This is a genomic window from Spiroplasma endosymbiont of Seladonia tumulorum (genome assembly GCF_964020235.1).
Lineage (GTDB): Bacteria > Bacillota_I > Bacilli_A > Mycoplasmatales > Mycoplasmataceae > Spiroplasma.
Genome location: NZ_OZ026545.1, coordinates 201,273 through 223,575, shown reverse-complemented (window position 1 = coordinate 223,575; position 22,303 = coordinate 201,273). Strand labels below are relative to the sequence as shown.

General features: G+C 24.2%; 28 protein-coding genes and 2 pseudogenes. 19 read left to right on the top strand and 11 right to left on the bottom strand.

Features of this window, described 5'->3' with window-relative positions; genetic code table 4:
- Positions 1-11: 11 nt before the first annotated feature.
- The 9 genes from AACL22_RS01520 to AACL22_RS01480 all read left to right on the top strand — a co-directional run bounded on the left by AACL22_RS01520 (position 12) and on the right by AACL22_RS01480 (position 6,524).
- Positions 12-509 carry a hypothetical protein gene (locus AACL22_RS01520; protein ID WP_338989088.1) on the top strand — a complete coding sequence of 166 codons (498 nt, stop codon included), beginning with the start codon at positions 12-14 and terminating at the stop codon, positions 507-509.
- Positions 510-551: 42 nt separating this feature from the next.
- Positions 552-1,103 (top strand): hypothetical protein, encoded by a 552-nt coding sequence (locus tag AACL22_RS01515; protein WP_338989087.1) that lies wholly within the window; start codon positions 552-554, stop codon positions 1,101-1,103.
- Between the two features lie 86 nt (positions 1,104-1,189).
- On the top strand, positions 1,190-1,606 hold the full coding sequence (locus tag AACL22_RS01510) for a hypothetical protein (RefSeq protein ID WP_338989086.1): 417 nt from the start codon (positions 1,190-1,192) through the stop codon (positions 1,604-1,606).
- Between the two features lie 12 nt (positions 1,607-1,618).
- Positions 1,619-2,077 (top strand): hypothetical protein, encoded by a 459-nt coding sequence (locus AACL22_RS01505; RefSeq protein WP_338989084.1) that lies wholly within the window; start codon positions 1,619-1,621, stop codon positions 2,075-2,077.
- Positions 2,041-2,463 carry a hypothetical protein gene (locus AACL22_RS01500; RefSeq protein WP_338989082.1) on the top strand — a complete coding sequence of 141 codons (423 nt, stop codon included), beginning with the start codon at positions 2,041-2,043 and terminating at the stop codon, positions 2,461-2,463. The genes AACL22_RS01505 and AACL22_RS01500 overlap by 37 nt, the downstream gene beginning before the upstream one ends.
- A 146-nt stretch (positions 2,464-2,609) precedes the next feature.
- On the top strand, positions 2,610-2,747 hold the full coding sequence (locus AACL22_RS01495; protein ID WP_338989081.1) for a hypothetical protein: 138 nt from the start codon (positions 2,610-2,612) through the stop codon (positions 2,745-2,747).
- Positions 2,748-2,870: 123 nt separating this feature from the next.
- Entirely contained in the window at positions 2,871-3,149 is a 279-nt protein-coding gene (locus AACL22_RS01490; protein ID WP_338989080.1) for a hypothetical protein, read from the top strand.
- Between the two features lie 13 nt (positions 3,150-3,162).
- Positions 3,163-4,416 (top strand): hypothetical protein, encoded by a 1,254-nt coding sequence (locus tag AACL22_RS01485; protein ID WP_338989078.1) that lies wholly within the window; start codon positions 3,163-3,165, stop codon positions 4,414-4,416.
- Positions 4,416-6,524 carry a hypothetical protein gene (locus AACL22_RS01480; protein WP_338989076.1) on the top strand — a complete coding sequence of 703 codons (2,109 nt, stop codon included), beginning with the start codon at positions 4,416-4,418 and terminating at the stop codon, positions 6,522-6,524. Before AACL22_RS01485 ends, AACL22_RS01480 begins: the two co-directional genes overlap by 1 nt.
- A gap of 27 nt (positions 6,525-6,551) precedes the next feature.
- Here the strand turns inward: AACL22_RS01480 and AACL22_RS01475 are convergent, their stop codons facing one another.
- Positions 6,552-6,995, bottom strand: a complete 444-nt coding sequence (locus AACL22_RS01475) for a hypothetical protein (RefSeq protein WP_338989074.1) — start codon at positions 6,993-6,995, stop codon at positions 6,552-6,554.
- Between the two features lie 326 nt (positions 6,996-7,321).
- Here AACL22_RS01475 and AACL22_RS01470 point away from each other — a divergent pair, with 326 nt between their 5' ends.
- Entirely contained in the window at positions 7,322-7,648 is a 327-nt protein-coding gene (locus tag AACL22_RS01470; RefSeq protein WP_338989072.1) for a S1 RNA-binding domain-containing protein, read from the top strand.
- A gap of 39 nt (positions 7,649-7,687) precedes the next feature.
- On the opposite strand, the gene AACL22_RS01465 is transcribed toward AACL22_RS01470, so the two are convergent.
- Together AACL22_RS01465 and AACL22_RS01460 are read right to left on the bottom strand one after the other, a co-directional pair.
- Positions 7,688-8,491 (bottom strand): hypothetical protein, encoded by an 804-nt coding sequence (locus tag AACL22_RS01465; RefSeq protein ID WP_338989070.1) that lies wholly within the window; start codon positions 8,489-8,491, stop codon positions 7,688-7,690.
- Positions 8,492-8,701: 210 nt separating this feature from the next.
- Entirely contained in the window at positions 8,702-9,424 is a 723-nt protein-coding gene (locus AACL22_RS01460; protein WP_338989068.1) for a hypothetical protein, read from the bottom strand.
- A 66-nt stretch (positions 9,425-9,490) separates the two neighbouring features.
- Here AACL22_RS01460 and AACL22_RS01455 point away from each other — a divergent pair.
- Positions 9,491-10,472 (top strand): annotated as a pseudogene (locus AACL22_RS01455) (IS30 family transposase).
- 124 nt (positions 10,473-10,596) lie between these two features.
- Here AACL22_RS01455 and AACL22_RS01450 read toward each other — a convergent pair.
- The gene (locus AACL22_RS01450) at positions 10,597-11,634 is read right to left on the bottom strand and encodes a hypothetical protein (protein WP_338989066.1); all 1,038 of its coding nucleotides are present in this window, start codon (positions 11,632-11,634) and stop codon (positions 10,597-10,599) included.
- Between the two features lie 400 nt (positions 11,635-12,034).
- Here AACL22_RS01450 and AACL22_RS01445 point away from each other — a divergent pair, with 400 nt between their 5' ends.
- The 6 genes from AACL22_RS01445 to AACL22_RS01420 all read left to right on the top strand — a co-directional run bounded on the left by AACL22_RS01445 (position 12,035) and on the right by AACL22_RS01420 (position 15,974).
- Positions 12,035-13,012, top strand: a complete 978-nt coding sequence (locus AACL22_RS01445; RefSeq protein ID WP_338989065.1) for an IS30 family transposase — start codon at positions 12,035-12,037, stop codon at positions 13,010-13,012.
- Between the two features lie 355 nt (positions 13,013-13,367).
- The gene (locus tag AACL22_RS01440) at positions 13,368-13,703 is read left to right on the top strand and encodes a hypothetical protein (RefSeq protein ID WP_338989063.1); all 336 of its coding nucleotides are present in this window, start codon (positions 13,368-13,370) and stop codon (positions 13,701-13,703) included.
- A 375-nt stretch (positions 13,704-14,078) separates the two neighbouring features.
- Complete coding sequence (locus AACL22_RS01435) at positions 14,079-14,621, top strand: hypothetical protein (protein ID WP_338989061.1); 543 nt, start codon at positions 14,079-14,081, stop codon at positions 14,619-14,621.
- Positions 14,621-14,809 (top strand): hypothetical protein, encoded by a 189-nt coding sequence (locus AACL22_RS01430; protein WP_338989060.1) that lies wholly within the window; start codon positions 14,621-14,623, stop codon positions 14,807-14,809. The genes AACL22_RS01435 and AACL22_RS01430 overlap by 1 nt, the downstream gene beginning before the upstream one ends.
- A gap of 166 nt (positions 14,810-14,975) precedes the next feature.
- Positions 14,976-15,572: a hypothetical protein gene (locus AACL22_RS01425; RefSeq protein ID WP_338989058.1), complete on the top strand. Its 597-nt coding sequence runs from the start codon at positions 14,976-14,978 to the stop codon at positions 15,570-15,572.
- 174 nt (positions 15,573-15,746) lie between these two features.
- Positions 15,747-15,974, top strand: a complete 228-nt coding sequence (locus tag AACL22_RS01420) for a hypothetical protein (protein ID WP_338989056.1) — start codon at positions 15,747-15,749, stop codon at positions 15,972-15,974.
- 125 nt (positions 15,975-16,099) lie between these two features.
- Here AACL22_RS01420 and AACL22_RS13720 read toward each other — a convergent pair whose 3' ends face one another.
- Together AACL22_RS13720 and AACL22_RS01415 are read right to left on the bottom strand one after the other, a co-directional pair.
- Positions 16,100-16,291: a lipoprotein gene (locus tag AACL22_RS13720; protein WP_422397496.1), complete on the bottom strand. Its 192-nt coding sequence runs from the start codon at positions 16,289-16,291 to the stop codon at positions 16,100-16,102.
- A 101-nt stretch (positions 16,292-16,392) separates the two neighbouring features.
- Positions 16,393-16,557 carry a hypothetical protein gene (locus AACL22_RS01415; protein WP_338989054.1) on the bottom strand — a complete coding sequence of 55 codons (165 nt, stop codon included), beginning with the start codon at positions 16,555-16,557 and terminating at the stop codon, positions 16,393-16,395.
- 597 nt (positions 16,558-17,154) lie between these two features.
- On the opposite strand from AACL22_RS01415, the gene AACL22_RS01410 reads away from it, so the two are divergent.
- Positions 17,155-18,132 (top strand): IS30 family transposase, encoded by a 978-nt coding sequence (locus AACL22_RS01410; RefSeq protein ID WP_338989051.1) that lies wholly within the window; start codon positions 17,155-17,157, stop codon positions 18,130-18,132.
- A 143-nt stretch (positions 18,133-18,275) separates the two neighbouring features.
- Here AACL22_RS01410 and AACL22_RS01405 read toward each other — a convergent pair whose 3' ends face one another.
- The 5 genes from AACL22_RS01405 to AACL22_RS01385 form a co-directional block, all read right to left on the bottom strand.
- Positions 18,276-18,518, bottom strand: coding sequence for a hypothetical protein (locus AACL22_RS01405; protein WP_338989048.1), 243 nt, complete (start codon positions 18,516-18,518; stop codon positions 18,276-18,278).
- Complete coding sequence (locus tag AACL22_RS01400) at positions 18,473-18,757, bottom strand: hypothetical protein (protein ID WP_338988664.1); 285 nt, start codon at positions 18,755-18,757, stop codon at positions 18,473-18,475. Before AACL22_RS01400 ends, AACL22_RS01405 begins: the two co-directional genes overlap by 46 nt.
- Before the next feature lie 954 nt (positions 18,758-19,711).
- Positions 19,712-20,047 carry a DNA adenine methylase gene (locus tag AACL22_RS01395; RefSeq protein WP_338989046.1) on the bottom strand — a complete coding sequence of 112 codons (336 nt, stop codon included), beginning with the start codon at positions 20,045-20,047 and terminating at the stop codon, positions 19,712-19,714.
- 264 nt (positions 20,048-20,311) lie between these two features.
- The gene (locus AACL22_RS01390; RefSeq protein WP_338989043.1) at positions 20,312-20,560 is read right to left on the bottom strand and encodes a hypothetical protein; all 249 of its coding nucleotides are present in this window, start codon (positions 20,558-20,560) and stop codon (positions 20,312-20,314) included.
- Positions 20,560-20,709, bottom strand: a complete 150-nt coding sequence (locus AACL22_RS01385) for a hypothetical protein (RefSeq protein WP_338989041.1) — start codon at positions 20,707-20,709, stop codon at positions 20,560-20,562. Before AACL22_RS01385 ends, AACL22_RS01390 begins: the two co-directional genes overlap by 1 nt.
- Before the next feature lie 1,253 nt (positions 20,710-21,962).
- Here AACL22_RS01385 and rplU point away from each other — a divergent pair.
- Positions 21,963-22,253, top strand: a pseudogene (gene rplU / locus AACL22_RS01380) (50S ribosomal protein L21); the annotation flags it as partial.
- Between the last annotated feature and the right edge of the window lie 50 nt (positions 22,254-22,303).

Genomic DNA, 22,303 nt, shown 5'->3' with positions numbered 1-22,303 from the left:
GTTTGATAGATATGCCAATTAGAACATCTAAAACAGCTCTTATTTATGCTGTTAAAAAAAATCCAACTAGATTGTCAATCCAACAACAAGAAAAAAATTTTGGTTTACAGTTATTAGAATTTTTAGGAATTCAAGTTTTAGCTCTTGGTTTATCAGTTTTAACTGGTGGTATTGCTTCGGCTGTTGGTCTTGGTACGGGATTATCTAATTTTGCCGCAGCATTTATCTCGTTTGGAGTAGAAACAGCAACCGATTTTGCTGTAAATCAAATATATGATAAATTAACATCAGAAGTAACAGCAAAAAGTACCGCCTTAAATTTGTTACCAGCAATTGGCGGTGTTGGTAAATTAACGCGTGCTGCTCGAACAACTAGAATTTTAAAATTAGCAAAAGAAACTAAATTACTTGAAAAATTAGGTGTAATAACTGCTAATAATTTAGAAGATGTTGTAAAACAAGTTACAGGCAAAAAGATTTTATCTGATAAATTAATATTTGATTTTTAAAAGCAGGCTAATAATGAAACTTTATTATATACATTTGGTAAATTGGCCCGAAATGATTTTTATAAAGGTTTTAAAGTTTCTAATTTAGAAACAATTAATAATTTATTAAAAATTGAGAAAAATATTCAAAAAATAAGCCCTACATTAGTTCAAAAAATACCGCGCGTAAATGAAAAAAATGCTAATAAATTGTTATATGAATATGGATTAAATATTGAAAAAATAAGCAAAATTAATACTAATGAGTGATATAACATTATGACTAATCTTCATAAAAAAGGTGTTGGTAAAAATCTACTATTAAATGCTAATTTAATGCGGAGCAGTAAAATATATAATAATAAATTATTAAATATTTTTCACCAAACACCAATTAAATTAAATAAAATTTTAAATCATTTAAACCCAAATTTTTATATTCAAAAAGTAACTAAAAAATTATTAGCCCCAATTGAAAAACAAATAATTACAATTAAACAAAAAGTAATTAATAAAATTACTGATAAAACTAAAAAATATTCTCTAAATTTGAAACTAAAGCTATTAAAAAAGGCCAATTATTACCCTTTGCTTATGGTTCTGATGTTTTTTTAGCAGTAAAAATTGTTCCATTATCAGTTGCGGGCGAAGTTGCTTTAACAATATATTATAAAAATCCTAAATATGTCCCTATTGTCGTTATGACAACTTTAATCAAAGCAGAACAGTTTGTTTTGGCTCCTGAACCGTTTAAATTCTATATGAACAGTGAGTGGTTTATTGGTTGGGGATTTAAAAAAACAAGTTTGTTTAATTTAGTTTCTTTTGCCCCACTTGTTTATCAGCAAGTAGTAAAAGATAGTTTTAAAATATATCGGATAATTACTAAGATATTAAAAATGCAAGAACAATTTAAAAATAACTTTAATAAAGATAAATTGTTAAATACGCTAGAAGATAGTGTGGTTACTAGTTTGTTAGGTAATGGACTAGTATTTCAAGCATATAAACAACTCAGAACAAAACAAGATTTAAACAAAACAATTAAAACAAAAACATTACTAAATAGTAAAAAATTTATATTAAAGAAAATATATTTTAAAAAAAGTAAATGATAAGGAGATGATTAAATGTTAAATGAATTATGACAAAATGTTACTTTGGAAAATTATAATAATTTTATTCCAATGACAGGTAAAATTACACAAGTTCCAGTTCGTTATAATAAGTTCTTTAAAGGTGATGTAGAATTATGATTTAAAACATTTGCTTTAAGAGCCCAAAATATGATTAATTCTTACTTAAACTATCCATTTTCAAAGCTAAAATTTGAAACATTTAAAGACCCATTATTAAAGAAAATTTGTATTAATATGGTGTTTATTACGATTGAACATTGAACATTTAATCGCATTCCAATTGAATTTTTTACTTCGGCAAATATGAGTGTTGGTGATATTAATTATTCTTCACAAAATGACCCTATGGCAACATGACAAGGTCTATTGCCTAGCTATGCAAAATCATTGGCTAATCTAACAACTTTAAAAAAATGTTTCGTACTTTTCAAAAAGAAGGTATTGATTTAACAATGATAGATTTAGAAGCATATTATACCCAATTTGAAGTTGATGTTTTAATAGAAAAAGAAAAAACTAAGATTGATAATAAAAGTATTATTAAAAATAATAATGGAGAAATTGCGGTTTCAGATTTAAAACAAAATAAAATTACTTTAATGCCAAATGTTAGTAAGCGTAATAATGCTGATTTTAGTGCTGAAACTGGTGAATTAAGAATATGAGACCCAAGCTTCCAAAATAATGACCAAGTTGCAGATTTTAGTGTTGTTAAAACAAACAAAACGCCCGGACTAGAAGCAACAGATGACACATTACCAACCACTAAATACATTAATGAACATTATGCTTTAAAAAAAGTATTGGGCAGTGAAAAGAAGTTGGAGAAAGAGTAAACGAAAAAGTAATTAAATATAAATTTATTTTAGGGAAAAAATATAAAGTTCATTTTATTTGAGAACGACCAACCGCAGATTTTGTTATAACAACTTGTTTTGAATGTAAAAATAATGGTGGTGGTTTGCAAACTATTTCAACTAGTTTGGCCTTGGGAAAAGGCGGGGCAACAAGAATTGGTTTTTTAAATGTAGATAATTCTTCTAATAATCATAAAGTAGTAATTTCAATGACGGGTGATGAATATTCGCCAACAATTCTAAAATTAGAAGAGTTACAATAAATTAACGAAGATAATTATGTTTAATAAAAATATTACAATTAAAAATAATAATGAATTAATTACAAATTAATGCTAATTTATTAAAATAAAAAAATAATTTAGAAAGAAAGTAGAGTGTTATAAATGAATTTAAAAGATTATAAATCAGAAATTTTATTATTAATTCGTAAAATATTTATTTGGGGATTAGGGGCAATTTTAATAATAAGTGCAATTGTGTTATTTTTTTGCAAAGCATTTAAAGTAATTGAAATTTCATGACCAGAATATTTTTATATTGGTTTATCATTACTTATTAGTGGTGTTTTAGTCTATTTAATTGATAAAATTTTTGAATTTTTTAAGAAAGATAAAAAACAAGATAGTATTGAAGATGTTATTAAAAAAGAAGAAACAAAATAAAGAGGTGTTATAAATGGGATTGTTACCAGCCAAAAAGAAATTAAAAAAAGAATATGATATTGATAGTTATTATCTTAATTTAGCATCAACAATTACTAATCGTAAAAATGTTACTGTTCAAAAACATAATGAGATTTTAGAAAAAAGAATTTGTGAAGATAATGCTAATTTTTTAAATCCACGAGATTTAGAAATTAGCATTTATAATTTTATTACTAATCAACAAATAAACTCTAAATTAATTAATATTTTTTTAAAAATGCAAGACTTTACTAATAAGAATTGATATAACGAATATAAAATTAATAAAAATGGTAAGGGTGCATATTTTATTTTTGCTAATAATTCAAAACTTAATTTTATTACTATTGATTTTTACAATGACCATTATGATGAATTAGGTAATTTAGTATCTTGCACTTTTGATTATGACCCTTATATTAAAAATGACCAGAGTATTTTTATTACTGAAAAATTAGAGATTGATTCTGTAACTAAACAAGTTAAAGTTATTAGAAAGTTAAAAACACGATTATATAGTACTATTACCGACTTATATATTGATGATGTTAAATGAAATAACTATACAACTTTACAAAGAGAAGAAATATTGCCACTTAATTTTATTCCAATTGAAATAATTCCTAATAACTCTAATTTTGAACCTTCTGCTCGCTATGGTAAGCAATTTGCTAGTATTTTAGATATTATTGCTGAAAAGATAATGTTAGACCCATTGTTAAATAGTGGTAAATTTACCATTAATACTAATGGAGTTACTGGTGTGGTTGACCAAGAAATTAGTAAAATGCTGGCATCATTTATTGAAAATGACTTGTTATTAGTTGAAGGAGACCCTGATAGTAATTTTCAACCAGTAGACTATATCGCTGGTAATTTTAAAGGTGAACAATTAACTAAAATATATGATTGATTGTTAACTAATTACTATAAAATAAATCGCCATCATGTTCCCGCAATCGCTAAGGGAGCACAACAAACGCAAGCAGAAGTTGCTGGTGTAAATATTCAAACAAATGCATCATACGAACAAATGATATACATTAGAGAGATTAAATTAACTGAATTTATTATTAAGTTAATTAAATATGATAATGCTGTTTTAAATAGTAGAACATTCAATATTAAAAATATTGATGAGTTAATTGTTGATGTTCGCTTACCAGTAAATGCTACTTTAAACAAACAATTAAAAAACAACGAAACTATTATCAATATTCCTAATGAAGAAGGAGAACAAGAATAATGTTAAAACCATCTGAAAAAATGTTAGCAAAATTAGCAGAAAATGATGAACCAATTGATTATTCAATTGATAGTATTCCGTTAGATTTTGCTATTCAATCACAGTATAGCGACCCCGATTTAGAACAATTATTTAGTGAAGACCGTGCTAGAACCCTTTATATTTATAAAATTAATAATCTTGTTAAGACAAAGCAAAAACCAATCTTAAACTACTCTCAAAATAGCGTTAAAATAGGTTTTATTGACAAAGATGAATATATTAAAATAACTGGTTATGAAATTAGTGATTTTAATTTTAAATTACAAATTCAACAAAATACCACAGTCCAAGATAATAGCACAAGTTATGTAATGATTGATGAAAAAGATATTTTAATTAATGATATTTCAAAAAAAGACAAAAAATTTTTAGAATCCTATGACTTAAAAATAGTATCTATTAATGAACCAATTACCGAAGACAACAAAAATGAATGTTATATCATTGAAGAATACAAACGCCCTTATTCACCTGATGGTGTTGATATTATTAAATCTACTCATTTAGTTAAAATAACTGACTTTAAATGAAAAAATCAAAATAGTATTCATTTAGTATTACATAAATCATTACCCGAAGATACTGTCTTTACTGGAATTGAAATTAAATATCCTAAATCAATGTTATTTGGAAATATTAAATGCTGAGGCAATGTGAATGGTGTTTATTCTTATCCACAATCAATTATTCAAAATGCTAACTTAGTACCCTTACTATCAATGCCAATTGAAACAAAACCTAATGTACGAATATTTCAATATTGATTAGGATATAGTTTTTTATCATGAGTAATTGCATTAAATTATATTGAGGAAAAGGATTGTTTAATTTTAACTAGTATAGATGATTTACCATCTAATAAACAAAAAAAAGTATTTAATAATGTTAGAATTACTAGTGGAAAAATAAATTTTGCTGGAACTAGTGCAACATTTCCTTCAGAAGCCCCAAAACCAAACTGACCAGAAGGTAATCAAATAACTATAAAAGATAATGATTATGTTCAAGTAGCAAATTATTCATTAGGTATTGGTATTGGTACTCGTGATGTTGCAAAATGAGTATCAACAATTGGAAATAATAATAATAATAATTATGGTAATGTTGTTTTAGAATTTAAACAAGCACCTGTAAAAGGTAATTTAGCAGATGTATTGAAAAAAATGCTAACTTATAGATATAATTATGATAGAAAATTTGAAGGTGCTAAATATGATGAAAAAAGAAATCCTATAAATAAAATTGCTGAATTACGCCAAAAATTTGAAGGACAAAAACCAGAAAATGTTATTGATGGTTTATTTGAAGAATGAAAATTTAGAAACCCATCTTATCTTAATGATAGGGCAGTAAAAAGATTTAAACAAATTGTATACATGTTGTCAAATTATGTATATAGTAATATGGCAGTAAATAAAGGTTATAATGATGATATTAAATTAATTGCTCCGTATTATTTTGAACTAGTTTCAATATCAAATGAATCAGAAAAAGATTACTGAATATTTGAAGATTGCAGAGTTAAATTAAAATCATCATATTTTAATTTTTCTGATTTAAAAAATATTAATATAGAAAATATAAAATTAAATAATTTAAAAAATATAAATAATAATATTTCAGAAAATAAAGTTTATCAATTAGAAACAAATTTTTTTAATTGATTATCAATAACAAACGAATTAGAAACAAATAATATTCCTTCACTTATTCCGGCAGAAATTAAACTATCAGATGGAGAATATGGCAAATACTTAACTAATTTAATTATTTCTAATAATAAATTAGAAATATGTTTAGAAAAACTATTTGATTTTCATAAAGAAAGCATTATATATTCAAAATCAGAATGATTAAATTTAATTAATAATTTTGTTGAAAATAATATTAAAATACTTTTTTCACAAAATATTAATTTTTTAAGCAAAATTGAAATATCAGGAATATGAGGTTATGGAGATTATGATATTACAATTTTTACTGAAAAAGAACAAATTAATATTAATAATTTAGAATTATTTAATAAAAACAATGAAAAATTATCATTAGTTACAATAGAAATGTAAAAAAAGTCATTTATTAAAATGACTTTTTTAATTTATGAAATAATCATCAGGATATTTTCTATCTCATTCTTTTGAATAAACATCTGAATTTCATGTATCTATATTAAAACTATATAAATTCATTTTTTTTTCAAATTTATTGAAAAATCCTCCTAAGGCAATAGAATATAATTTATCAGGATAACTTCCTTCAACAATTGGATTGTTTGTACAATAAAGTTTTATTGCATATTTTTGTAAATTTTTATTATCTTTTGTTTTGTATCTTATTTTCATTTTTCCAATTTTTTCACCTTTATTACAAACTATTGTAGTATTATCTCTTTCAAAAAAAGTTCTATATTTTTTGTCTTTTTCATGAGTAATTGCAGTAAGTGTAACTAATACAATCATGCATAAAATTAAAATGGTAGATAATATTATATATATTGATATTATTTTATGTTTTTTAACTAATTTCAACAACTTCATAATAATTATCCTTTCAATATTATTTAAAGTTTTTAATCAATCTGGGCTCGCGGGATTTTCATAAGTTTTGCGAAAAATGCCTTAAAGTTTAAAAAAACTTTTGCCGCGCTTTTCAAAATACTTGGGAAAAATTCTAAGCGTTAAGCGAAGAATTTTATAAAGGTTCCCAAATTTATTTGAAAGAATCTCAAAATCTTTTTTAACTTGTAAGTCATTTTATCACAAAAATTTAAGAAAATCAACCGCTCGCCCAATTCCTGCAAATGATTTTTATAGTCTTAATGATATAATTAAAGCATTTAAAGAAAGGAAGTATATTTAATTTTATGTATAAAAAAGGAAATAAAGTTAATGTTAAAATAACAAACATTACACCTTATGGTGCTTTTTGTAGAGCAGAAAAGGCTGGTGGTTTAATTCATATTAGTGAGATTTCAGATTACTTTGTTAGAGATATTAGAGATTTTTTTGATGTTGGTGATGAAATTGAAGTTGAGATACTAGATTTTAATTCAGTTAGAAAACATCTTAAATTAAGTTATAAAAATTGTCATCCTGAACTATTGAAAAATGATGATGGTAATAAAATACAAGAAAAATCACCTAGTTTAGAAAAATCATTAAATACTAATTATTTAATAAATAAAAAGTAAATAAAATTTATAAATTTTAGAAGGTTTTTAAAACCTTTTTTATATTTTCATTTTAAAACGATATGGATAAGAACCATAAAACAAAGCATCATATGGGTCATGGTACATTTTACTATCGGGTGTGTTTGTTTTGGTATCACTAAATCTTAGTTCACTAATGCACTTATCTAAAAATGGAAAATTATTTAAAATGCCATATATTTTGCCTTGGACAAACATTTTTCTTATTCATGTTACACGATTGATTATACCCGCTTCTTTATTCAACGAAGTTTGATGTTTTTTAGCTTTAAACATTTTAATTTTATAACCCAAATAAGGGTAAATATCTTCTTGCAATTTTTGCATAAAGTCATGAGCATTAATATCATAATGAAATGTAGCATATTCAAAACCATCAAATTTATCAAAACAGTTAATTATTCATTGTCCGTAATGTTCAACTATTTCATTTAAATTCATTGCGTTTTTTGGGGTAACAACATTTTCTTTAATTAAATATTTATCATATTCATTATTTTCATTAATTTTATAACCACTAAATAAAAATACTGTATGGTCTTCACTACCATTAGCATAATCAACACCAATTGAATAACTATCAAATTGATATTGTTTTGTATTTGTATTATAAAAATCTTGTAAATTATACTCTTTAATATATTTACGATAATTTCGTAAAACATAAATACTGGGGTCATTATTGTTATATTCAAAACCGTAATATTCAAGTTCAAATAAATCGGGTCGTTCTTCTTTATTTGCTAAAACAATTTTTTTGGTAATATCAGGTATTTTATTTCAAACAGCCCCCATAGTTAAACGCAAATTAAAAATACCCAAACCATTAAATGCTTGTTTGTTTTCTGAATATACCTGATTGTGTTCTTTTAAAATATTTTTAATTCTTTCATTTAAAGGTAAATATGGCGTTACAAATTTTTCATAAAAGATATGGTATTTATCAAAAGGATTAAAGGTAAATTGATTAGAATATGTTTTATAAAAATATGTTGTAACTGTTATATATTGTTTTGCTATGTTGTCTTATTCTTAAAATGTCCAAGATAATTCTTTTACTGGAATAGGATTATCTAAATTATATTGTTCATTATCATTTTCATCCGTGTATTTTTCGTAAGACACTTTTAAACTTTTAGAATGAAACATTGAAACTCTTAAATTATTATATCTTTTATCTAGTTCTTTATCAGTTAAGATTTCTTTTTCTTCAGCATGTATCATTTCGTCAGTTCATGCTGATATAATACCACTACCTTTACCAACTTTCCCCATAATTTTATTACCATTAGCATAACCAGCAAAAGCAATGCGAACACCACTAGGAAAAACAATTTCGCCACCTTCTTTAACATTTTTAGGTCAAACAATACCATTTTCATTGTCATACCCTATATCAATCCCATATTTATCATATAGATAGTTGCAGACATTAATTGTATCGCCAAATGTAGTATCTTCGTGGGTATTGGCATATCTTCGTAAAATGTTAGATGAAGCATCGGTAAAATTACAAGCAAAAAATAATTTTTCTGCTAGGTGATTTCATGTCTTATTAGTACCACGCCTCGCTGAGACAAACTTAAAAAAACATGGCGAAGTAAAATATCGGGCATAACTATCACCAACAAAATCTTTAAATACTTCTCAATCAAAACCAAAATTATAGTCACTAAAATTTAAATCATATTTTTTATTTAAATGTTCATAACTAGTAATTCGTTTTTTATTATTAATTTTACTAAATTCTTGCATATTTATTGACCTCTTTATTTTATATATAATACATTATAAGAAAAAATGAAAGGAATTTGTATAAAAATGAGAAAATTTAAACATTTAACATTTGATGAACGAGATTTATTTAAAGATTTATTATTATCTGATACTTGTAAAAAGAAAAATGGCACAATTAATTTATCTGAAATATCACGACAAACGGGTCGTGGAGTTAATACTGTTAAAAGAGAAATTAAGCGATTTAAAAATATACAATATTATAATCCATATCAAGCACAAAAAGATTATAAACAAAAACGTAAAAAATGCATTAAAAAACTACCTAAATTTACAAAAGAGCAGTTAGATTTTATTAAAATAAGATTTAATAAATACCACGATACACCCGAACAATTAATTTATCGTTATTTCTTGGAATTTGGTGTTAAATTTCCTGTTTGTGTTAAAACATTGTATAAATGAATTCGCTTAGGTGAATTTGGATTAAAAAAAAGAAAATTTACCCCATCGTGGTAAAAAATACAAAACAAAAGGAAAAACTGATAATCGTGGTAAATTAACTAACTTTAAATCAATTTGAGATATTGAAAATAAAGTTTCTAATGTTGGATGATTTGAAATGGATACTGTTGTAGGAAAAGACCATCAATCTAGTAATTTAGTTTTAGTAGAACAATCAAGTAAAAATTATTTTGTAATGAAATTAAAAAATAATACTGCTAATGAAGTTTTAGAAAAATTTAAAGATATTGTTAAAAATAATAATTTAATTGGGAAAATTAAAGGAATAATAACCGATAGAGGAAAAGAATTTAGTAAATGAAGAGAAATGAAAATATTTGCTGAAACACAAGTTTATTTTTGTGACCCCGGTAAACCACAACAAAAACCATTAATTGAGCATATGAACGGTGAATTTAGATATTGACTTTCTAAGGGAATTGATTTTAATAATATTAGTCAAAAAATGATAGATTGAGTAGTTAATGTTATAAATGATAAACTCCGACCATGTTTAAATTGATTAAGTGCAAAGACAATGTTTTTACAAAATTTTAAATAAATTTATTAGTTAAAATTTAATAAATTATTTTTAGTGCGCTTAAATATGAATAAAATAAGATAAAATTACAAAAATTTAATTTTTTCTGAAAAAGTTGTTGCAATTTATTAAAAATATTTTATTATTAACTTAACAAGATATAAATTTGCCGTTTATATATACACAGCGCCATTATAAATAAGTTTTTTATTAGGGGCAATTGAAATTTGTTGAGATTTAATTGTTTTTTTACTAATTCCTTTTTTTCTTCTTTTCTTATATTTGAAGAATTAAAACTATTTTCTAATGTTATTTCTGTAAAATAAGAACTTTCATTTGAAAAACTATAATCTGTTCTAATTTCACCAGATAATCTAAATCCACTTCCAAAAAATTTTGCTTCAGCTTCTACTCCAACAGTTATTCCAAAACTTCCTGTATTTCCTGTTGTTTTAGTTGTTGTTTCTGATTTTCCCTGTGTAATACTTAATCCTTTTTGAATTTCAATTGATTTTGTAATTTCTTCACTTATCTCATCGTCTGGAGAATTATAAATTATTTCCTTTTCTGAGGTATTTAATTTTTCTTCGTGATAATTATGAAAGGGCAATAATATTTTTTGTTGTTGTTTTGAAAGTGTTTTAATTGCTTTTGTTTCGATATAATTTAAATTATCTAAATTTATACTAGAAATATTTTTAATATTAGAGTTAATATTTTGTTTTTTATAATATATATATGATCCTATTCTTATTTGTTCTTGCAAATTAATAATATCAGACTCAATTAATTCTAATGGATTATATTCATAAACATTACCATCCACTGAACCAAAGTACACTTTATTATTTAAGACAACACCAGAAGAAACAACATCCCCATTTGTATTAATAACTATTTTTTGTTGTCCGGTTGCCGGATCATATTCATAAACACTATTATCTCGTGAACCAAAGTACACTTTATTATTTAAGACAACACCAGAAGAAATAACACCCCCATTTGTTGTAATTACAATTTTTGTTATTCCAGTAATTTTATTTTCATTATTTTGTCTTTTATTTCTAATTATTAAATTTTCTAAATTATTTTCTTCTTTTTGATAAGGACTAGCAGCAATTGTTGTTGGTATAGCAGTTCCACTAATTGTTAATACACTTAATAAACTTAAAAGTTTTTTCATTTTATTATTTCCTTTCTTTTATCTTGAAAATTTTTATCAAGATCTATTGACATTATATATATAAGCACTTTTAAAACATATTTGAGAAAGGAAGTTATTTAAATGATTATTATTGTGATTATATTGTACTAATCTGGGCTTGCGGTGATTTTCATAGGTTTGTGAAAAATGTCTTAAAGTTTAAAAAAACTTTTGCCGCGCTTTTCAAAATACTTGGGAAAAATTCTAAGCGTTAAGCGAAGAATTTTATAAAGGTTCCCAAATTTATTTGAAAGAACCTCAAAACTTTTTTTAACTTGTAAATCATTTTATTACAAAAATTTAAGAAAATCAACCGCTCGCCCAAAACCTCAAAAAACTATATAATTAACTTTGTATATAAAAGAAAGGATTTTTTAAAATGGATAAAACAAAACATCATTTTACTTTTAAAGAAAGAGTAATGTTAAAAGATTTATTAAAACTTGATTCTTTAAAAAGAAAAAATGGTAAACCCAATATATCTAAAATAGCAAAAATATTGCATAAAAATCGCAATACAATTAGACGAGAAATAAAAAGGTTAAAAGATAATGAATATGACGCTAAATTAGCACACGAAGATTATTTACAAAAACAACAAAAATGTTTTAAAAAATCATCATTATTGCTAAATATTTTAGAATGACTAGATAAAAAATATAACAAATTTCATGATTCACCAGAACAAATCTGTAAAAAATATGAAAAAGAGTTTGGTATTAAATTTCCAGTATGTTTTAAAACTTTATATAAATATATTCATTTGGGATTTTTAAATTTCAAGAAATATAATTTGTATTTTTATGGTAGAAAATATAAAACAAAAAAAAGGATTGATGATCGCGGTAAAATAAGAAATTTTAGAACTATTGAAGAAGCAAAACATGATAAATATGAATTTGGTTGATTTCAAATGGACACTATGGTTGGTAAAAATAATAGTGTTTGTTTAGTTTTAATCGAAGAATTAACGCAATTTAAAATCATTGAACCATTAAAAGAAAAAACAACAAAAGAAGTTACAAACGCATTAAAACGAATTTTTTCTAACAGATTTTTTAAAGATAGATGCAAAGGAATAATAATAGATCAAGGCAAAGAATTTGTTGATTGAGAAAAAATTGAAAAAATAACAAATGCTAAAGTATATTTTTGTGACGCTGGAACTCCAACACAAAAACCAAAAGTTGAAAGAGCAATTCGTGATTTTAGACATTGATTTTCCAAAGGAATTGATTTAAGTATTTATTCAAGAAATTATTATCAAGAAGTTGCCAATATAATAAACTCTAAACTTAAAAAATCTTTACATTGACTATCTTCAAAAGAAGTTTTTATACAAATGTTTAATTTTTAATATAATTACCTATAAAAATTTTAATCATTTTATTTTTCGGTGTGCCAAAATTCATAAATTTAAGACAAAACTACTAAATTTTTTTAAAATAAATTATATTGAACATTTATTTTATTGATGTTATAATGAAATCAAATAAAGTGCTACACTTCATAGTACAATTTACAAGGAGAAAAAACATTAGGTATTTCTTGACCAGCATATGTTATTGTTTCAGCAATGCTTATCGGAGCTGGAATTATAGTTTTGATTATTGAAACAATTAGATTTATCAAAACACATAACAAAAAACAAAAAGAAGATAGTATTGAAGATGTTATTAAAAAAGAAGATACAAAATAAAGAGGTGATATAAATGGAATTATTACCAGCAAAAAAGAAATTAAAAAAAGAATATGATATTGATAGTTATTATCTTAATTTAGCATCAACGATTACTAATCGTAAAAATGTTATTGTTCAAAAACAAAATGAGATTTTAGAAAAAAGAATTTGTGAAGATAATGCTAATTTTTTAAATTCGCGAGATTTAGAAATTAGCATTTATAATCCACTTACTAATCAAAAAATAGATACTAAATTAATTAATAGCTTTTTAAAAATGCAGGACTTTACCAATAAGAATTGATATAACGAATATAAAATTAATAAGAATGGTAAAGGTGCATATTTTATTTTTGCTAATAATTAAAAACTTAATTTTATTACTATTGATTTTTACAATGACCAATATGATGAATTAGGTAATTTAGTATCTTGCACTTTTGATTATGACCCTTATATTAAAAATGACCAGAGTATTTTTATTACTGAAAAATTAGAAATTGATTATGTAACTAAACAAGTAAAAGTTATTAGAAAGTTAAAAACACGATTATACAGTACTATTACCGACTTATATATTGATGATGCTAAATGAAATAACTATACAACATTACAAAAAAAAGAAATATTACCACTTAATTTTATTCCAATTGAAATTATTCCTAATAACCCTAATTTTGAGCCTTCTGCTCGTTATGGCAAACAATTTGCTAGTATTTTAGATATTATTGCTGAAAAAATAATGTTAGATCCATTATTAAATAGTGGTAAATTTACTATTAATACTAATGGAGTTACTGGTGTGGTTGACCAAGAAATTAGTAAAATGCTGGCATCATTTATTGAAAATGACTTGTTATTAGTTGAAGGAGACCCTGATAGTAATTTTCAACCAGTAGACTATATTGCTGGTAATTTTAAAGGTGAGCAATTAACTAAAATATATGATTGATTATTAATAAATTACTATAAAATAAATCGACATCATGTTCTTGCCATTGCTAAGGGAGCACAACAAACTCAGGCAGAAGTTGCTGGTGTAAATATTCAAACAAACGCATCATACGAACAAATGATATATATTAGAGAAATTAAATTAACTGAATTTATTATTAAGTTAATTAAATATGATAATGCTATTTTAAACAGTAGAACATTCAATATTAAAAATATTGACAAGTTAATTGTTGACGTTCGCTTACCAGTAAATGCTACTTTAAACAGACAATTAAAAAACAACGAAACTATTATTAAAATGCCTAATGAAGAAGGAGAACAAGAATAATGTTAAAACCATCTGAAAAAATGTTAGCACAATTAGCAGAAAATGATGAACCAATTGACTATTCAATTGATAGTATTCCGTTAGATTTTGCTAGTCAATCGCAGTACAGCGACCCTGATTTAGAACAATTATTTACAGAAGCCCGTACAAGAACCTTATATATTTATAAAATTAATAATTCTTGTTAAGACAAAACAAAAACCAACCTTAAACTATTCTCAAAATAGCGTTAAAATAGGTTTTATTGACAAAGATGAATATATTAAAATAACTGGTTATGAAATTAGTGATTTTAATTTTAAATTACAAATTCAACAAAACACCACAGTCCAAGATAATAGCACAAGTTATGTAATGATTGATGAAAAAGATATTTTAATTAATGATATTTCAAAACAAGACAAAGAATTTTTAGAAACATTAGACTTAAAAATAGTATCTATTAATGAACAAATTACAGAAGACAACAAAAATGAATGTTACATCATTGAAGAATACAAACGTCCTTATTCACCTGATGGCATTGATATTATTAAATCTACCCACTTAGTTAAAATAACTGATTTTAAGTGAAAAAATCAGAATAGTATTCATTTAGTTTTACAAAAATCATTACCAGAAGATACAGTATTTACTGGTATTGAGATTAAATATCCCAAATCAATGTTATTTGGAAATATTAAGTGTTGAGGCAATGTCAATGGTGTTTATTCTTATCCATCATCAAATATTGAAAATGCTAGTTTAGTACCTTTGTTATCAATGCCAATTGAAACAAACCCTAATTTAAGAGTATTTCAATATTGATTTACCGAAAGTTTTTTACCATGAAGTATTGCCAAAAACTATATTAAAGGTAAAGATATACTAGGTTTATTAGATGTTAAAGAATTAAATATTGTTTTATTAAATTATTTAACATATCGTTATAATTATGATAGAAAATTTTAAGGAGCAAAATACGATGAAAAAGGTAATTCTACTAATAAAGCAGCAGAATTACGCCAAAAATTTGAAGGACAAAAACCAGAAGATGTTATTGACGGTTTATTTGAAAACTGAAAATTAGATAATTATAAATCTTTAAATGATAATGCTGTCAAAAGATTTAAACAAATTATTTACATGTTATCAAACTATACATATAGTAAATACGCAATTAATAAAGGTTATAATGATGATGTTAAATTATTTGCTCCTTATTATTTTGAATTAACTTCAACTCCTAATAAAATAGAAGATGGTTATTGAGAATTTAAGGATTGTCAAGTATTATTAAATTCATCATATTTTAATTTTTCTGGTGGACCGAATCCACCTAAAAATTATTGAAATCAAGTTTATGTAAGCTAATCACCATTGAATAAAAGTAAGCTCTCGTTAATATTATATGTCTCGCCAATATTCAATTTTACACTATTTTTAAATTTACTAATTTTTAAATCATTATTATCATCATTTCGCCATACTACAAAATATTATTTATTATCAATTTGATTAAATGGTTTTTCTTGTGATGATATTCATTCTAAAATACCATTTTTTGTTTTTATATTATTTTTTTCTTTTAAATCTGCTAATTCTTTTTCGCTATATTGTGGTTTATTACAAGCAACTAAATTTGTTGTACTTGTTGCTATTAGAGTGATTGTTCCTAAAAGACTTAATATTTTTTTTATATTTTCATCTCCTTTATTTTAAATTTTGATAATTTAATTAAAAATGGAAATAAAATTAATTATTTCCACAAATTTTTTATTGAATTAAAATTTTAAGAAATGCCGCTACAAGCTGTTCCTAAAAGGGCACCGCTAACTGGTCCTGAAACAAGTGTTCCAGCCAAACCACAAGCTGCCCCAGTAGCAACTTTTGTGAAAATTCCTAAATTTCTTTCAGCAGCTTCTTTTGTTATGTGTTTTGAATTATCATAAGCCATTCCTTTTGCTGCTTTAAATTGAATAAGATTTCCTCTTTTACTCCTACTTAAAATTTTTAAATTATTTGTTTTTGAATAATTAATATCACTATTTAATTTTTCTTCTTTTTAATAAGGACTAGCAGCAATTGTTGTTGGTACAGCAGTTCCACTAATTGTTAATACACTTAATAAACTTAACAGTTTTTTCATAATTGTATTTCTCCCTTTCTTAATCTTGAAACTTTTTATCAAGATATGCTTGCATTATATATATAATGCAAGTCAAGTATTTTAATATATTTATTTTAGAAAGGAGATGAATTATAATGATTATTATTGTAGCATCAATCTGGGCTCGCGGTGATTTTCATAATTTTATGAAAAATTACTTAAAGTTTAAAAAAACTTTTGCCGCGCTTTTCAAAATACTTGGGAAAAATTCTAAGCGTTAAGCGAAGAATTTTATAAAGGTTCCCAAATTTGTTTGAAAGAACCTCAAAATCTTTTTTAACTTGTAAGTCATTTTATCACAAAAATTTAAGAAAATCAACCGCTCGCCCAAAACCTCAAAAACTATATAATTAGCTTTGTATATAAAAGAAAGGATTTTTTAAAATGGATAAAACAAAGCATCATTTTACTTTTAAAGAAAGAGTAATGTTAAAAGATTTATTAGAACTTGATTCTTTAAAAAGAAAAAATGGTAAATCCAATATATCTAAAATAGCAAAAATATTGCATAAAAATCGCAATACAATTAGACAAGAAATAAAAAGGTTAAAAGATAATGAATATGACGCTAAATTAGCACACGAAGATTATTTACAAAAACGACAAAAATGTTTTAAAAAATCATCATTATTGCTAAATATTTTAGAATGACTAGATGAGAAATATAACAAATTTCATGATTCACCAGAACAAATCTGTAAAAAATATGAAAAAGAGTTTGGTATTAAATTTCCGGTATATTTTAAAACTTTATATAAATATATTCATTTGGGATTTTTAAATTTCAAGAAAGATAATTTGTATTTTCATGGTAGAAAATATAAAACAAAAAATCGAATTGATAACCGTGGAAAAATAAGAAATTTTAGAACTATTGAAGAAGCAAAACATGATAAAAATGAATTTGGTTGATTTCAAATGGATACTATGGTTGGTAAAAATAATAGTGTTTGTTTAGTTTTAATCGAAGAATTAACCCAATTTAAAATTATTGAACCATTAAAAGAAAAAACAACAAAAGAAGTTACAAACGCATTAAAACGAATTTTTTCTAACAGTTTTTTTAAAGATAGATGCAAAGGAATAATAACAGATCAAGGCAAAGAATTTGCTGATTGAGAAAAAATTGAAAAAATAACAAATGCTAAAGTATATTTTTGTGATGCTGGAACTCCAACTCAAAAACCCAAAGTTGAAAGAGCAATTCGTGATTTTAGACATTGATTTTCCAAATGAATTGATTTAAGTATTTATTCAAGAAATTATTATCAAGAAGTTGCTAATATAATAAACTCTAAACTTAAAAAATCTTTACATTGACTATCTTCAAAAGAAGTTTTTATACAAATGTTTAATTTTTAATATAATTACCTATAAAAATTTTAATCATTTTATTTTTCAGTGTGCCAAAATTCATAAATTTAAAACAAAAATACTAAATTTTTTTAAAATAAATTATATTGAACATTTATTTTATTGGTGTTATAATAAAATTAAGTAGGGTGCTACACTTCATAGTACAATTTACAATAAAAACAAATTTTATTTTTAAACTCATTTAATATTAAATACATATTATTTATTGCTTCTTCTTCATTTTTGGAATTAAAAGTAATATTATTAATTATTTTCTTTTGCAAAACATTATAAATAATAATACCAGTTTGTCCAATTCCAGCAGGGTCAATTGCAATAATATATTTTAATTTATTTGTTTTATTTTTTTGTCAATTTGTAATATTTTTCATCCATCGGATGCTAAATCTAAAATATCGTTAATTTTATAATATTGCATATATGAAACAATAACATCTCACTTGTCTTTAAATAAATTTAAGTACATTTTGGCTCATTCTAAACATTGCAAATCATAATGCTTTTTATGATGTGAAATACGACAATTAATAGGTTGACAATTAACTCAATCAAATGATGTTGTTATTTCATTTCAAGTTTTATTAATATATTTACTTTTATATTCTGTCATTTATCTATACTCCTTAATTCTTTTTATTTGTTGCTCAAATTTCATCATTAATATCATTTACTGTTACCAGATAAGCTTGTATCATTAATTCTTGTAATTTATTTTTAATTTTTTTATTTCATTTTTTCATCAAATATTTTCCTTTCTGTAAAAAAACATAATATTCCTTTCTTGGTTAATATTTTGATATTTAGTAAATAATTTATTTTAATATTTAATTACTTCGCCGCCCGCTTCACTTCGGGGGTGAGCGGGGGCGGATAGGATATTTTGATAGAGTTTACCCCCATACGGAAATAAACAAAAAAACAGTTTACCCAGTTATTAATTACGCTTCATCCATCCCTACACAACTTTATATAAAGAAAATAACCTTTTGGAGTTCCAACCCTCTTGTTTTTTAGTGTCCGATATTGTTTTTTTCGGTTTAACAACACTCTTTTTATGAAAACAAGCCAAAAAACACATGCTCTGACATTTCGCAAGTGATTAATCTTGCCGAGAATTAAAGAAAAAAATAGGAGTAGTAAATCCAATCGCTTTCACACTTTTTTTAAGGCTTCGTGCCATAGATGAGTTATCTATCTTTAAGCATCAAAAAATATTAAGTTTTAAAGATTGAATTTTGGATTAATCGTTAGATAGTATCTTTATTTTTTTATCTCATTATCTTTTTTAATTCTTTGTTTATTAAATATATTTTTTAGTAATTATATTTAACAATTAACTAACAACTAAATAAAACAATTATTCAAAATTTTTTAAGAAAAGAAAGGATGGATTTTTCTGAAAAAACATATTTTATTAAGTGTAAAAGATACTATCTAACGATTAATCCAATAAATATAAGTATTTTTTACAAAATAAAAAGCACCTTATTCTTTTTCAATAAAGTGCTACATTTGCATTTACAATTTACATATTTAATTACTTTATTTATAATTTTTATAAAAACTAAGCTTTTTTCCGACTACCAAAATTTAAACAATAATCATCAAACATTTTTTCTTTCAATTCGTTAATAGTTTTTGAATTAGGATATGCTAATTTTTTCAAATAATTCAATTCAATTAAATGAATACCATATTGTCAAAATTCAATTAAACTAGTATGCAAATCATTAAAAACTACTTTGTTACATAACTGCTGGTCTAACACATTTAAGCCAACTGAAGCACCGCCACAAAATAAATCTATAAATTTATCAAATTTAGCCGGTAATAATGCCTTAATTTTATCAAAGTGTTTAGCTTTTTCACCTGGCCAAGACAACGGACTAATAAATTTCATTCTAATCCTCCTTTACTATAAAATGTTTAAATAATGTATATGTATTGTAATAAACATTGTTATACTAATGTTTAAATAATGTATATGTATTGTAATAAACATTGTTAAATATATAAAATTAAAAATTAAGGCACACTGAAAATAACTACTTAGTTTTAACTAATAGCTATTAAAATATAAAATTATACGTTTATAATTAATCAACTCACATAAAAGCTAGTGTGCCATAGCTAAAATATATGAATGGATCAGTTATAATAAATATTAAAAGCCTTTAACCATGACACGGAAAAAGTTTAATATTTTAATAATTACTCAAATTCCAAATGGAATTAAAATAATTCAAGCATCACCCAAAAAGGTCATTAATTGTGGTAACACAGCATAAACAGCATCTTTAACTTTCATCATTACTTGTCCCAAACTACTTCAAATAGAATCCATTCCACCTGAAATAGTAGGAGTATCTGTAGCTAGAAAATTAACAGCTGTTGTTAAATACATACCTAACATTATTCTTTATCCTCCTTGTTTTCAATTTCTTTTTTATCTTTTTTCTTACCTCGAATTTGACGAATTTTTTGATAAATCGATAAACCAATTCAAGCAAGAATTCCTAAAACAATAACAATACTAAATATTCATGTTAACCATACTGGCATAATTTAATTCCTTCTAAAAATTTAGCTTGCGCGGCACGCTCCGCGTGTTCGCTACGATCAAAAATAAACAATATTGAATAAATTACCGCTAATAAATTACGCGGATAATTTATTCATTTTCTTTTACATTATTAGTTACTATCTTATTAACAGTATTATTAACATTATCTTTTCCATACTTAATTACTAAAGACCGCAAAAGAAAATAATGTTTTGTTTGCATAATTTCAACTCCTTAAATTAAATTTTCTATACATAAAAGAAAAAACAAGATTATATCTTGTTTTTAACTAACAACCCGTATCTTTGCAACGGTCCCAAAGATTATTATAATTTTTTTATTATACCTTATTGACACTTTACATTAAAAATTGTAAAATCAACTACGATGTAGATGATTTTAAAAATAGAAATAATATTTTTAAAATAAATTACTTTGCTTATATAAAAAGGGAAATTTAATATGAAATTTATTTCAGAAATAAAGTCTACCTTTAAAAGAAGTTATAAATCAGTTAAAAAAGAGCTTAATATATTTTTAAAAAACTTGGTTTTAATAAAAATGAAACTATTAAAATATCAACTAAAATTTTTGACCACATTGATGAAACATTAGAAACATATGTAAATAGTGGAATTAATGCTGAAATTGATGCCGAAGCATTAAAACCAATATTTAATGTAAAAAAAATATTGAAAACAATAAAAGATATAATCAAGATTATGCTAATGAATATAAAAAAATATTTAATGAGGTTAATAACTTTTTTCCAAAAGATAGAAAAGAATTAAACAAAACGAATTCAAGATTTACTGTTGAACAAGTTAAAGAAGATGAAACATATAGTCGATAATAAGAAATAATAAGATATGTAATAATAATAAAATAGGGATAAAATTAACAAAAAGATTGGAGTGCAAATAAATGGGAACGTATATAAACATTATGGGGACATATCGTGAAATTACTTGTGATTGTGGAAAAAAATGCAACAAAATTAATGATTTAGATCCAGATTGTAAAGTATGCGATAGTTGCGAAGAATGTTGTAATTGTAATAAAAAAGAACTTGTCTTACAATCTGAAGAATAATTTATTTTTAAGAAAAACATAAAATTTATTGAATTTTTTAAAGATAACGATATAATTAATTATGGTTGTTTCAGTTTCAACCGCTCTTTGACTTTTAAGTACCTAAAGGATATGCAATACTTATCTACTTACAAGGCGAGTCTAAACTGGAGGTGTAAAAATGTTTGCAATAATTAAAACTGGAGGGAAACAACTTCGTGTTTTTCAAGGTGATGAAATATTTGTTGAAATGTTAAATGGTAATGAAGGTGAAAAAGTTAATTTCACTGAAGTTTTAGTGATTGATGGAGAAGTAGGAACTCCTTTTATTAAAGGGGCATCAGTAGCAGGAACAATTTTAAAACAAGGAAAGCAAAAGAAAATTGTTGTTTTCCATTATAAACCAAAGAAAACACAACATAAAAAATATGGGCATCGTCAGCCATATACAAAAGTTAAAATTGATCAAATTTTGTTATCAGGTTCTGCTAAAGGAACAACAACAGATGCCAAAGCTAAACC